Below are 11,892 nucleotides of genomic sequence, written 5' to 3'. Positions count from 1 at the left end.
TTACCTGCTTAAAAAAGGAATTTCCGCCGGAAATATGGTGTTTTCATCAGTGTCTATCAACAAAGAATTTACGCAGCAGACCAATGCAAACGGACAGTACACGTCCCAGGAATTTACGGGATACAATTTAACGCAGTCGGTTAAAATAGAGTCCAATGAAGTAGACAAGGTAGATCAAATCTCACGTGAAGCCGCTGAGCTCATACAAAGTGGGATAGAGTTTAACTCTTCGGCCCCTATGTTTTACAATACAAAGCTGAGCCAGGTAAAAATGGAACTGCTGGGTAAGGCAAGCGCCGATGCACGTTCGCGTGCTGAAACCATTGCGAAAAATGCAGGCAGCTCACTGGGTGAATTGAAAAAGGCTACCATGGGTATTTTTCAGATCACCGGCAAAAACAGCAATGAAGACTACAGCTATGGAGGTGCATTTAATACCTCCAATAAATACAAGACAGGATCCATTACGATTAAAATGGAGTTTAGGGCGGATTAAGGGGGCCGGCACTAACCATTACCCATAAACCCAAAAACCATCATGGCTTTAGGTTGTTTTTATTATAAAACTGTATCCTATGTTAACAAAAATTGACAACCTTCCAAATTATGTTTTGGGCCTCCGTGCCAATGGCGAGGTAGCCTGGCAGACCAGTATGGAGAGATCTACTATTTGCTGGTGCTTGAAACCCAGGTGGAAAATTTCACAGCGGGAGCCTGGTGGAAAGATTTGGTTGCGGGTATTAAACACCTGACTCATTGGAAAAAAATGGCTATCGTTACTGATCAAAAGGCGGTTGAAACATCCACTGACCTCTTTAGCTATGTTACACCGGGTGAAGCAAAAGGATTTGAACTGGCGGAACTTGATAAAGCCATAAGTTGGGTCAGCCTTAAATCTGAATAGGTATTTCAAAATATTTTCAATCACTGACATGATTTGTCGCGCTATTCTCAGTCATGAGGAAGATCCTGAATCATGTCAATTTGATCTAAATTGAATAACTGCAATTTCTTGACGAAAACGCCAAATTTATTCTTTAATTTGGTAAAAAAATTACCGCTTGAAATCTGTCAGTTTGCTCTTGTTGATTATAATTCTATTTTCCGCCTGCAAAGATCAGGCGAATAAAGAAAAGAAGAAGGATAATATTTTCTACGACCAGGCATTCGAATACCGGGATAAAGGAAATAATGATAGTGCCTATTATTATTTTAACAAAGCCAAGGACCAGTTCATGCAGCAAAAAGATAGTCTTGGCGCAGCGAAATGCCTGGTTAATATGAGTATGATCGCCATCAATAAAGGCGATTATTTTGGCTCGCAGGAACTGGCACTTAAAGCTATACCTTACTTTGATCAGCAGGAGGAGGCTCAATTTGTTTATATATGTTCAAATTACAATAATCTTGGGGAGGCGACTTACGATTTGCGAGATTTTGAGAGGGCTATTAAATTTTATGATCTTGCAATTAAATTCTCCAGCGATTCTTTGAATATCCTGATTGCGCAGAACAATAAAGCTACTGCATATAAAGAGATGGAGGATTATGATGCCGCCCTGAAAATCTACCGGTCAATTCTAGGGCGTACCGAAGGTTATAAGTTCCATTATTCAAGGGCATTAACAAATTATTCCCACACCAGATGGTTGCAGAGCTCTGGCTATAATCCTGTGCCCGAATACTTAAGGGCGCTGCGTATCCGTGTTAAAGAAAATGATTTTTGGGGTCAGAATTCCAGTTATACCCATCTTGCAGAGTATTATCATCAGAAATCACCTGACTCTGCCTTATTTTACGCTAAAAAAAGATACATACTCAGTAAATCCATTCATAGTCCGGACGATCAGATTAGTGCCATGAAGGAGTTAATTACACTGAGCCCCGCTGCCGAAGCGAAAAAGTACTTCAGGATTTTTCGTCAGCTGGATGATAGTATACAAACCACCAGATGGAATGATAAAAACCAGTTTGCACTTATCAGGTATGAAACTGAAAAACACAAGGCTGAGGCATTAACTGCGCAGGCAGAAAATGAACGCAGGAGGAACAGCCTTTTGATCCAGAATTTTATTCTTGCTGCCTTAGTTATCTGCCTGGCCGGAGCTTTCTTCTGGTACAGGAAACGAAAAAAGATCATGCAGCAGGAAAAGGAACTTGAAATCAAGAACACTGAGCTCAAGTACGTAAAGAAGATCCATGACAGGGTTGCCAATAAAGTTTATCATCTCATGTCCGAAGTAGAAAATACCACTGAATTTAACAGGGATCTTCTGCTGGATAAACTCGAAGCACTTTATGATACTTCAAGAGATATTTCTTACGAGACAAAGGATACCGGTGATGAAGGCAATTATGCGGAGACACTCTCCAAAATGCTGCAATCTTATTCTTCTGCAAGTACCGAAGTCCTGATCGTAGGTAATGATCCGGAGATCTGGAATGATATAGCAAAAGTATCAAAATCCGAACTCCTGATAGTGATGCAGGAACTGATGACTAACATGAAAAAACACAGCAAGGCACAAACCGTAGTTGTCAAGCTGCAGCGGGACGACTCCTGCATAAAACTCTTATATTCTGACAACGGTGTAGGAATGCAGCAGGCCGCAGCAAAGAATGGTTTGCAAAATACGGAAAACCGTATGAATAGTATCGGTGGTACTATTACTTTTGAGCGCATACTGGAAAGAGGACTCGAGATCACTATTCTATTTCCCGTTGCTTAAAAAAGACTGAGAAGAATGTTCAAAAAAGTACTCATAGCAGAAGACCACGAGCACACCAGTATTTCGGTACGCAAGACCCTGGATGATCTCGGCATTCCACAGCGGGATTTCAGGTATTACTGCGATGATGCACTAGAACTTGTCAAGGCTGGTATTCGTCTGGAAATACCATTCGATTTATTGATTACCGATCTTTCTTTTGATGAAGACAGCAACAAACAGCAGATCAACAGCGGTAAAGAACTGATCAAAGCAGTACGCTTGGTTCAGCCCGGCTTAAAGATTATTGTATTCTCTCTTGAGAACAATATCAATCTGGTGGATGAGCTGTTTGACGACCTCAATATTGATGCTTTTGTGCGTAAAGCCCGGTATGATGCAGAAGATCTGCGCAGGGCGATAGATGCCGTTTACCACAACAAAAAATACCGTTCGGCAGATTTAATGCATAAAAAGAGAATAGAAAACTCTTATGATTTTAAAACTGTTGACATTGAAATCATCACCCTGCTATGTAATGGCGTGCCGCAAAAAACTATCCCTTCCTATCTGCTGCAAAAGAACATCAAACCTTCCGGTCTGAGCAGTGTGGAAAAACGTCTCAATGCAATCAAAACATCCCTCAATATCTCCAGCAATGAACAACTCATTGCTTACTGCAAAGACAATAAGATTATTTAATTCTTTTACGGCTACCCGTAAAAACGTGGTTCTTCAAGGCGGTATTTTTGTGAGACCAAACTGTAAAACGAGGATATGCAAAAGTACTATGTCAATAAAAATCCGCAAGGTAACCGCGATTATGAGGTACACCGTGAGGATTGTGCAGATCTTCCCAGCCTGGAAAACAGAACCTATCTTGGAGAATTTTACAATTGTGTAGGGGCAGTATATGCTGCCAGAGAAGTATATGCCACTTCAAACGGGTGTAAGATTTGCTCATACCTGTGCCATACCAGTTAAGGATCTGAGATGTATATTATCCTGTGTTTTATAATCCTGCAGTGAAAAGGTCGACAGTTTTAAAGCTATTTCTATTCCTTGCCCTGCTGATCTTCATCTGGTGGATCTTTTCCATGGCCGCAGATGATTCAATGGAGGTACATGGCAATCATCTGGGTTATCCCTTTTAAATTTGCCTGAAAATATATATATCAATGCTCTCAATTTTGGTGTGTAAGTAGTTCGCCGCCCCCAATTCGTTCGGATGTTATTTATGGAATACATCAGGATGGATTGGAGTGGCAGAACTGAGAATGGGCGGGACGGATCATTGCAAATATCGAAAACTGTAACGTTGTTTGATTGTAGTATAAATAACAAACGGTGCCGTTTGCAAGACCCAATTCAAACTATAAACCAAATCAAATGCTGTCATCTCTTACAGGTAAAAACAATAGCGCTGATAATAGCGAAATCTCAGGAAAAATAATGGGTGCTCTGGAGCCCGTAATAAAAGAACACTGGCCAACAATAGAACCGTATGCTGATAAAGCACTCGCTGCTGCTGAAAACGACGAAACAATTGAAGCCCTGGCGCACAAGATCTACCCCTGGCTACCAATGATGGTACGTTTAGCTATCAAAGAGGAAAAGTTTGTTTCTTTTACCCTAGAACACAAAGGACCACTTCTTGCCAAACTCACTGAATTCAAAAATAAATAATACTTAAGGCTGCGGCGGGAATGGATTATTTCCCGTCTGCACCTGCCATCAGCAGCTGTTCCAGGATCTCTGTGAAACCACGCTCACTGGCAAAATCCATCGCACTGCGGCTTTCATTATTCACAGCGTTAACGTCTGCTCCCTTTTCAATCAGCATTGCCGTAAAGTCATTGAACCCACATTGAGCAGCAATAATCAAAGGACTTTCGCTATAACTATTTCTGGAATTGACTTCAGCTCCAGCATCCAGAAGCAATCTGCCTATATGATGGTTTCCTATTCCGGCGGCATAATGCAGGGCCGAATTTCCACTTAACAACGGCAGGTTGACATTCGCACCATTTTTTAACAACAGGTCAGTCAGGTGGATGTTGGAGTTGTATACAGCCAGTACCAACGCGGTCATTCCATCGTTATTCAGCTCGTTAACATTAGATTTATCGGTCTGCAGCAACACTTGTACAGTCTCACTTCGGTTATTATTTACTGCCTGGTGCAGTGGCGTATTGCCATGATTGTCTTTTTGTGCAACAGTTCCCTGAGCTATAGTCGAAATTAAATCGCGCAGACCATTAGCAGTTGCATGATCAAGTACATTAAAGCCGGCGTTATCCTTAACCGAAGGATCTGCACCAAGGGAAATCAGGTACAAAGCTGTTTCTGTTTTACTGGCCAGTACTGCGTAAAACAGGGGAGTTTGCCCATTATTGTTTGAGGCATTGATATCCCCGCCTGCTTCTTTGAGCAAGCTGATGATATCTTTATTGCTGCTTCGGGCGGCAACGTGCAGTGGTCCTTCGCTGATGTTGTTTGCCAGGTTTGCATCAGCACCCGCATCAAGTAAAAGTTTTACAATATCTCTGGCCGCTTTAGCCGAAGCATAATACAGTGGTGTATTGCCCATGCTGTCGCGTTTATTAATATTGATACCTCCTTTTTTAAGGAAGGCTTGTACTATCCCTTTCTGTGCATTCTTACACGCATTCAAAAACATATTATCCATAGTTGAGTGCTTATCTCATTAATTGTTTAACCACTGCTTCGTTGTTTTGCTGTATAGCTATATCCATTGCGGTCTGTCCGGCGTTATTTACCTGCTCCAGGCTTGAAGTATCTTTATCTAAGATAAGCGATACAATCCTTTTACCAGACATGTGGTCGGTATTGCCGGCGGCATACATCAAAGCCGTATTTCCCTGCTGATCTGTATAAGCAGCGTCTGCATTATTGTCCAGCAAGAGCTCGCCGATATTGTATTTCATTTCATTACCCCGCTCTGCAAATGACATCAACGGTGTTTTTCCTGCGAGGTTGGGCAAATCAATCTTCGCACCAGAATCGATGAGTTCCTCCGCCAAAGTAGTATTCAGATCTGCAAGGTAATTAGCCTGACAAACAAGGTTCAGGAGTGTGTTGCCATCATTGTCAGCCGTAGCATTGACATCCAATCCGTTCGCCAGTAATGTGCGCAGCATTTTCACTATGTCTTTTAAATCCTGACTGATTCCACGTCCAAAATTAGTGATCGCTTTAGCAATGAGAAAAAAGGCAGCTGTTTCCCCGCTGCCTGTCTTAAAGTTTACATCTGCAGCTCCTTCAGCTAGTAATTTGACTGCCGGAGCCGAGGGATACTCGCAAGCCAGCATCAGTGCTGTACGGCGGTATTTGTCGTCAACTGCATTCAGATCTGTACCAGATTTGATCAAAGCCTCTATGGCTGCAATGTCCCGATTTAAGACCGCCTCATGGATAGTCATGCCACCGGTTGCAATGTCTCCTTCATTACCTGTAAGTATAGCTGCAACTTCTTTCACACCACTTCGCTGGGCATAGGTAAGTGGAGTAAGGTCGAAAACATCTTTGTCCTCCAGATCAATTCCTCCTTTTTCTACCAGTACACTGACAGTTTTCATTGCTGCTGGTATTGCCCCGCGTATATCCTTTCTGTTAGCGAGTTTGTCGCATATTGTATGCAGGAGGTTCATTCCACCTGATTCGGTAACGTCCATTTTTACTCCTGCTTCGCCCATAGCTTGCAGGAAGGGGTACATATAAAGAAGACCTGCCTCAAAATAAGCAAGCCTGCCAGAATCATTTTTCTTTTTTGGATTTACGCCTGTATCCAACAGTGCCTTAGCAGTATTGTACATTTCTCCAGCCTTTTCTTCCAGCTTCGGGTCGTCAAAGTCAAACCTGGTATTTGTCAGTGCATGTAGGGGAGTATTTCCATATTTGTCTGGGGAAGGCTTCAGGCCTGCCTGTCTTAAAAAGTGAATGGCATCTGCATCAATAAACCTTGCAGCCAAATGGTATAGGTTCTCTTCGTAGTCACTTGCAATATCAAGAGATGGCAATTGTTTATACAGGCTTAATATATCAACCCTTTCAGCTGGCGATGCAAACATATTACGCTGATAGTTGTCTTTGATTTTTTCGAATTGTGTAGTCATTCTTTTACGTTAGCAATTTTCAAGGAATTCAGCTTTACATTTTCTCGCTTAAAATTGCGATGCGCCATTGCCCCGCAACATAAACGTCAACGGTATTCTCCGGCGATAAACCAGGGCATGGGTCACCTTTTTTATGGCATAAATTTTTTCCATATTCTTTATAACAGGGAAATGCGCAAATTGTTAAGACAAGTTTATGCATTCAGGCATACAATGTTTAGCGTGATCAAAAGAATATGTCAATGTAATCAGTGGAGTTGCCATCACAATTGAGCATCTGCTGTAAGCGCCAGTATTTCCGTTTGCCTGAAGCTTTAAAAATAGCAAGCCCTGCACTTTCGCAGGGTTTTCCATTATTAATATAAGAAATGCGGGATACAATCTTACCGTTAAACTTAAGTTCCCGCCCTTTAGCCAGGAAAGTGCCTTTTATAGTTACGTAGTCGTTTTTAGTTTTGTTCCTTTGCTCACCTTCGATGCTGTATTCATTATCTCCAAGTGCCCGGATCATTACTTTTCCTGTATTTTTCCCCCTGTCAAAAGTAATCCACTGAATGGTGAAGGAATGCTGACCCGTTCGCACCGGTAAGGTCTGAATGGTTGCCGGTTCATTTTGCGCAGAAGCCTTTAAAACAAATGCTGACAAAAAGAATAAACATAAAAATTTCTTCATAAATCTATACCAGTCAGGGTGAATCTTTACAATTGGCTAATCGCATAACACTGACACCGGCAAGATGTTTAATCATTAATACAAGACTCTGTTTGTTCATAGTGAGATACGGTCACTCAAAAAGATATCATTCGCAAAACCCTGTTGTTTAAAGCTAAACTATTTATAGATCAGTATGTTCTGCCCTCAATTAACAAATTAAAGATATAATTTTAAATTTTATGAAACATAAAAGTCTAACATCGGTCCTGACAGTACTATTCATCATCGGATTGACAACAGCCGGCAGTAGCTCTGTACTGTCTAAGGACCCAAAAGTTGCTGCTTCTGCAAAAAGAGCTTTACCAGTCGCTGCCCTCACCAAAAAACTGGAGTACGATACAGATAAACCTTCGATCAGGGATGCCTATTATAGCAATTTAGATGAACTGGCTAAGACCATAAGGGAGGATAACTATGCTGTATCTGTCAGAGGCCATGCCGACTCAAGGGGCAGGTATAAGTACAATTGGGTGCTTTCCGATAAAAGGGCCATTAGTGTCAAGGACTATCTTGTAAGCAAAGGTGTAAAGGAAAACAGAATCATTACTACACCCTATGGCAGTACCGTGCCTATTGCTACAAACAGCACTGCGGCAGGACGCCAGAAGAACAGAAGAGTTGAGATTGAATTGAAAAAAATCAACTAAGAAATCTTTTGATTTGAAAGAACCGGCCCTGCTTATAGCAGGGCTATTTGATATTTTAACCATTTGACTAGTATATTTCAATGGGATCACTCCATTGGAAAGTTGTAGTCCTCCATTGATATTATCTAAGCAACCAGGCACTAAACGCCGTACTTATCCACAAATTTTATAGTATGATTATTTATCATTGCTGAAACTTTCCCGCTGCCAGATTATTTGGAACGTTTCTTCTTTTTCCTCGAACTTTTGATCCGGTATTCCAGCAGGTACAACCTGGTTTGCCATTGCTCCAGGATCTTATCGTATTTTTTTGGAAGTCCGCTTGGCTCAAGCATTCCAAGTAAGTCGGCGAGTTCCCGTGTACTATCTGCTTTTTGCCTGTTTTCTGTTAGCCATTCCTGCTGCCTGGATTGTGCAGCGCTTTGGTATTGGCTAATAGCGGTATGAATTAGTTTTACCTCTTCTTCCTTTGATTTGTTTTTCCGGTAGAGTATCATTTGCCTGTTCCAGGCATGGGAGTTGGAAGGATCGGTTTTCACGGATTTCGCATAGAGAGTCAGTGCACCTTGTGTATCCCCAGATTTTTCAAGGGCAAGTGCAGAGTCGAACTGCTGTTTGGACTTTATGTTTTGCTTTCCTGACATTTAATGAGATAAGAACAAAATGAAGCTATGAATGCTCGAACTGTGTAGTTCAAAGGTGATTTACAGGCTCTGCATTTATAAGCTAGGGCAAAGTTTCAAGTGAATGAGATACGCTGTTGGCTTAGAGCGAAAGAGATTCCAGTTTATACTGAAATCTCTTTCCTTGTAATTAGCTGGCTATTGCACCTATTTGCTTTAAAATACCAAGTTCATCAGAGCTTCCCCAACGTTCAACCATTTTGCCCTCTCTGAATTTGCTGATTTGCATTCCGCGAATATTGATCGGCTTTCCGCTTGCTGAATTTCCCATGAAATCTCCTTCATGTGTTCCGGTCACGCGGTAAGCAAAAGACACGGTGTCTTCATCTGCGGATAACTGCTCAACTTCAAGTTTCATATCCGGGAACGCGGTACGCATCATGCCAAAAAATTCTGCGTAGCCATCCGGACCTGGCACTTGTCCTGGTGCCGGATCATGATCTACAGAATCTGCTGCAACAAGTTCTTTAAAGATTTCATAATTGGCAGAATTGACTGCTTCCCCGAATTTTTTCTGTGCGGCTATGTTCGTTTCTTTACTCATTTTATAGGTGATTACAATATGTTATAATGCTTGTTCTGAATTGGAACAGTAAAATGAGCCGATTGTTCGCTGCGAATTGCACAAACTGGAATTTCAGCACCCTTGTTACAGTAAAATTCTTTACTGCTATTATGCGCTCTGAGAGCGATGTATTGGATTCTTTGCCAACCACTCTTTAGAAATCAGTTGGTCAATATCGGGGGGTACATATAGGTTATTCTCCTTTAAATTTTAAACCTACCTGCGCACGAACCTTATCCAGCAATCCAATCGTCATCCGGGATATATCATGACTGACTACAGGGCTTTCAAGCTGGCCCTCGTTGAGCAATTCACAGAAATGTGCGATTTCATAATTGAGTCCGCCGGCTGCGAAGGGTTCGTGTAGTTCAACCACCCGACCATCTGAATATTCTATGGTTGCGGAAACAGGATTCCACCAACTGTGATGTATGGTCACATGACCTTTACTGCCACAAATGAGCGCATCGCCTTTACCATAAACCTCAAATCCGGTGTAGAATTGTCCAAATCCTTTATCATGCCGGGTCTGAAAGACGGAAAACATGTCAACACCTGTAGCCCCAATGTTGCCCATTGCCTGGACGGCTTCGGCTCCCCCGAGCCAGTCAGCGGCCAGGAAAGCTTCATAGACTCCAATACCCATAATGCTGCCGCCAGCTAGATCATGACTTAAACTGGGATGGTTATCGTTTACACCAATAACCGATGAGCCAGCACGCAAATATCCCGTTTCACCAATTGGATCATCTTTTAAATGCGCTTTGAGTTTTCTGTAAAGCGGAAAGAATGGTGTCTTCATTGCTTCCATAAACAAGAGATTACTTTTCTCCGCTTCCTGCAGCACCATCTCCAGATCACTGAGATTAATGCAGGCAGGCTTTTCGCAGAGCACACTCTTCCCCGCCCGCAGTGCGGCAATACTATATTGCGAGTGACTATCGGGCAAGGTAGCTATGTAAACGGCGTCGATATCTGAAGCTAAAAGTTCGTCAGCATCCAGGCAAGCCTTAGCCCCATACTTATCGCAAAAAGATTTTACAGATTCCGGCCTCCGCGACCAGGCAACGATGATTTCTGTATCCGGGACAGCTGATAAGCCCTGCATAAATCTTTCTGAGATCGCACCACATCCGATGATGCCCCATCTGATCTTTTTTACCGGAGAATTCGCCTGAGATACAATATTATTCATAGTCAGAACCGAAGGTAATGAAACAAAATTGATTCTTATGGCCGGAACTGCTTTGGTACATTTTTATCAGTAGTAAACTGGAGAACTGCAGCAATGCGGTTTGACCTGGTTTCCGGACGTCTAGCCAATACAATCCATTGTAATATAGCTTTTGTTACTGATTTGCTTAATCGCGAAAAATAGGCTTCAGCATCTGGCGCAGTTGCTAAAGCCGATGCTAAGTCTGCAGGTATAATCAGGTTCTCTACCTCATCCAGAATCTGCCAGGAACCATTTTGCTTTGCAATTTCTATACATTTAAGTCCTGCAGGGGCAATTAAACCAGAGAAATGAAGGCGCTCTATTTTGTCTTTGTTGATTTTAGACCAGGTACTGTTTGCTTTTCTTTTGCTAAAGAACTGCATGTATTTTTCATTGTCAATAGGCTTGCTTATACTATCAATCCAGCCATAGCACAACGCTTCATCTACAGCTTCAGTCCATTTCAGTGTTTTTTTTCCGGCTTTTTTTTTATAATAAACCAGCCATACAAACTGTTTCAGCTCATGATTAAAATGCAACCATTCCCGCCATTCTTCCCTGCTTTCGGGGCAAAACAATTCAGGTTCTTGTTTTCCGGATTTCATATCTCCTGTCATTACGTTATTTACAGGAGCCAGATCGGCCCTGCATCAGATTGCAAAGAAAAAATGAATTGGTGACAACTGTATGTCATCAGCTTCAAAAAAAGCAAATCATTTCATTTGGAATTATATTCCGCCATTATACTGGCCTTACAGACAATAGACTTCCTGCCAGGATGTTTTTCAAAAAACATCAAAGCCTGCTGAGATAACATATTACCCATAAACTATCAAGCTAACAGATTGTTGTATTCTCAAACAATAAACTCGGATATGAAAACTTACTACATCATTCTATTTTTCGTTGCATATATGTTCAGGACTTCTGCTCAAACTGTGGATACAGCCCGTTATATCAAGACATCTTCAGGCTACCTGATGGTTCTTCGCCAGGGTGATGATGTTTTCAGGCAGATTGAGAAAATGGCCCTCACAGAAAGAATTCCCTCAGCTAATTTCGCCGGAATGGGTTTTGTAAATGCACGTTTTGGTTTTTTTGATTTCAAGACTAAACAATACAATCCGAAGGATTTTAAAGCAGTAGAAATGGCCAGCATGACAGGATCTATCGCCTGGGATAATGGGGCTCCTTCATTACATGTTCACGGAGTGGTGACTGA

At 41.9% G+C, this 11,892-nt stretch carries 16 protein-coding genes; 9 read left to right on the top strand and 7 right to left on the bottom strand.

The genetic code is table 11. The features are described from left to right. From ABWY16_RS16840 to ABWY16_RS16810, 7 genes are all read left to right on the top strand, one after another. The coding region (locus ABWY16_RS16840; protein ID WP_353905822.1) for an SIMPL domain-containing protein at window positions 1-496 on the top strand (496 nt) is incomplete at its 5' end. Window positions 497-676: 180 nt separating this feature from the next. Continuing rightward, window positions 677-904, top strand: a complete 228-nt coding sequence (locus ABWY16_RS16835) for a SpoIIAA family protein (RefSeq protein WP_353905821.1) — start codon at window positions 677-679, stop codon at window positions 902-904. 181 nt (window positions 905-1,085) lie between these two features. Further along, on the top strand, window positions 1,086-2,729 hold the full coding sequence (locus ABWY16_RS16830) for a tetratricopeptide repeat-containing sensor histidine kinase (protein ID WP_353905820.1): 1,644 nt from the start codon (window positions 1,086-1,088) through the stop codon (window positions 2,727-2,729). Window positions 2,730-2,744: 15 nt separating this feature from the next. After that, window positions 2,745-3,410: a response regulator gene (locus ABWY16_RS16825; protein WP_353905819.1), complete on the top strand. Its 666-nt coding sequence runs from the start codon at window positions 2,745-2,747 to the stop codon at window positions 3,408-3,410. Window positions 3,411-3,485: 75 nt separating this feature from the next. After that, on the top strand, window positions 3,486-3,692 hold the full coding sequence (locus tag ABWY16_RS16820) for a hypothetical protein (RefSeq protein ID WP_353905818.1): 207 nt from the start codon (window positions 3,486-3,488) through the stop codon (window positions 3,690-3,692). A gap of 41 nt (window positions 3,693-3,733) precedes the next feature. Then, window positions 3,734-3,862, top strand: coding sequence for a hypothetical protein (locus ABWY16_RS16815; protein ID WP_353905817.1), 129 nt, complete (start codon window positions 3,734-3,736; stop codon window positions 3,860-3,862). Between the two features lie 235 nt (window positions 3,863-4,097). Beyond that, a complete protein-coding gene (locus ABWY16_RS16810; protein WP_353905816.1) occupies window positions 4,098-4,394 on the top strand; it encodes a hypothetical protein in 297 nt (98 codons plus the stop codon). Between the two features lie 25 nt (window positions 4,395-4,419). On the opposite strand, the gene ABWY16_RS16805 is transcribed toward ABWY16_RS16810, so the two are convergent. The 3 genes from ABWY16_RS16805 to ABWY16_RS16795 all read right to left on the bottom strand — a co-directional run bounded on the left by ABWY16_RS16805 (window position 4,420) and on the right by ABWY16_RS16795 (window position 7,517). After that, entirely contained in the window at window positions 4,420-5,397 is a 978-nt protein-coding gene (locus ABWY16_RS16805; protein ID WP_353905815.1) for an ankyrin repeat domain-containing protein, read from the bottom strand. Window positions 5,398-5,407: 10 nt separating this feature from the next. Then, the gene (locus ABWY16_RS16800) at window positions 5,408-6,844 is read right to left on the bottom strand and encodes an ankyrin repeat domain-containing protein (protein WP_353905814.1); all 1,437 of its coding nucleotides are present in this window, start codon (window positions 6,842-6,844) and stop codon (window positions 5,408-5,410) included. Window positions 6,845-7,070: 226 nt separating this feature from the next. Then, the gene (locus tag ABWY16_RS16795; protein WP_353905813.1) at window positions 7,071-7,517 is read right to left on the bottom strand and encodes a hypothetical protein; all 447 of its coding nucleotides are present in this window, start codon (window positions 7,515-7,517) and stop codon (window positions 7,071-7,073) included. Window positions 7,518-7,738: 221 nt separating this feature from the next. Between ABWY16_RS16795 and ABWY16_RS16790 the strand changes: the two genes are divergently transcribed. Next, entirely contained in the window at window positions 7,739-8,206 is a 468-nt protein-coding gene (locus ABWY16_RS16790) for an OmpA family protein (RefSeq protein WP_353905812.1), read from the top strand. 212 nt (window positions 8,207-8,418) lie between these two features. Here the strand turns inward: ABWY16_RS16790 and ABWY16_RS16785 are convergent, their stop codons facing one another. The 4 genes from ABWY16_RS16785 to ABWY16_RS16770 all read right to left on the bottom strand — a co-directional run bounded on the left by ABWY16_RS16785 (window position 8,419) and on the right by ABWY16_RS16770 (window position 11,275). Beyond that, window positions 8,419-8,850, bottom strand: coding sequence for a tetratricopeptide repeat protein (locus ABWY16_RS16785; protein WP_353905811.1), 432 nt, complete (start codon window positions 8,848-8,850; stop codon window positions 8,419-8,421). A gap of 169 nt (window positions 8,851-9,019) precedes the next feature. Further along, a complete protein-coding gene (locus tag ABWY16_RS16780) occupies window positions 9,020-9,433 on the bottom strand; it encodes an ester cyclase (protein ID WP_353905810.1) in 414 nt (137 codons plus the stop codon). A gap of 214 nt (window positions 9,434-9,647) precedes the next feature. After that, window positions 9,648-10,649, bottom strand: a complete 1,002-nt coding sequence (locus ABWY16_RS16775) for a Gfo/Idh/MocA family protein (RefSeq protein ID WP_353905809.1) — start codon at window positions 10,647-10,649, stop codon at window positions 9,648-9,650. Window positions 10,650-10,684: 35 nt separating this feature from the next. Then, a complete protein-coding gene (locus ABWY16_RS16770) occupies window positions 10,685-11,275 on the bottom strand; it encodes a YdeI/OmpD-associated family protein (RefSeq protein WP_353905808.1) in 591 nt (196 codons plus the stop codon). 270 nt (window positions 11,276-11,545) lie between these two features. Between ABWY16_RS16770 and ABWY16_RS16765 the strand changes: the two genes are divergently transcribed. Beyond that, window positions 11,546-11,892, top strand: a 347-nt coding sequence (locus ABWY16_RS16765; RefSeq protein ID WP_353905807.1) for a PPC domain-containing DNA-binding protein, incomplete at its 3' end; no start/stop codon positions are given.

This window comes from Pedobacter sp., from assembly GCF_040513095.1.
In the GTDB taxonomy this organism is placed as follows: Bacteria; Bacteroidota; Bacteroidia; order Sphingobacteriales; family Sphingobacteriaceae; genus Pedobacter.
Note: the sequence above shows the minus strand (reverse complement) of the source record. Positions and strands in the feature narration are given on the sequence as shown.

What these genes read in the sequence shown, in the direction of transcription:
- ABWY16_RS16825 (WP_353905819.1), top strand. Translation starts at nt 2,745, where the DNA reads ATGTTCAAAAAAGTACTCATAGCAGAAGACCACGAGCACACCAGTATT.
- ABWY16_RS16820 (WP_353905818.1), top strand. Translation starts at nt 3,486, where the DNA reads ATGCAAAAGTACTATGTCAATAAAAATCCGCAAGGTAACCGCGATTAT.
- ABWY16_RS16810 (WP_353905816.1), top strand. Translation starts at nt 4,098, where the DNA reads ATGCTGTCATCTCTTACAGGTAAAAACAATAGCGCTGATAATAGCGAA.
- ABWY16_RS16805 (WP_353905815.1), bottom strand. Translation starts at nt 5,397, where the DNA reads ATGGATAATATGTTTTTGAATGCGTGTAAGAATGCACAGAAAGGGATA.
- ABWY16_RS16800 (WP_353905814.1), bottom strand. Translation starts at nt 6,844, where the DNA reads ATGACTACACAATTCGAAAAAATCAAAGACAACTATCAGCGTAATATG.
- ABWY16_RS16795 (WP_353905813.1), bottom strand. Translation starts at nt 7,517, where the DNA reads ATGAAGAAATTTTTATGTTTATTCTTTTTGTCAGCATTTGTTTTAAAG.
- ABWY16_RS16790 (WP_353905812.1), top strand. Translation starts at nt 7,739, where the DNA reads ATGAAACATAAAAGTCTAACATCGGTCCTGACAGTACTATTCATCATC.
- ABWY16_RS16785 (WP_353905811.1), bottom strand. Translation starts at nt 8,850, where the DNA reads ATGTCAGGAAAGCAAAACATAAAGTCCAAACAGCAGTTCGACTCTGCA.
- ABWY16_RS16780 (WP_353905810.1), bottom strand. Translation starts at nt 9,433, where the DNA reads ATGAGTAAAGAAACGAACATAGCCGCACAGAAAAAATTCGGGGAAGCA.
- ABWY16_RS16775 (WP_353905809.1), bottom strand. Translation starts at nt 10,649, where the DNA reads ATGAATAATATTGTATCTCAGGCGAATTCTCCGGTAAAAAAGATCAGA.
- ABWY16_RS16770 (WP_353905808.1), bottom strand. Translation starts at nt 11,275, where the DNA reads ATGAAATCCGGAAAACAAGAACCTGAATTGTTTTGCCCCGAAAGCAGG.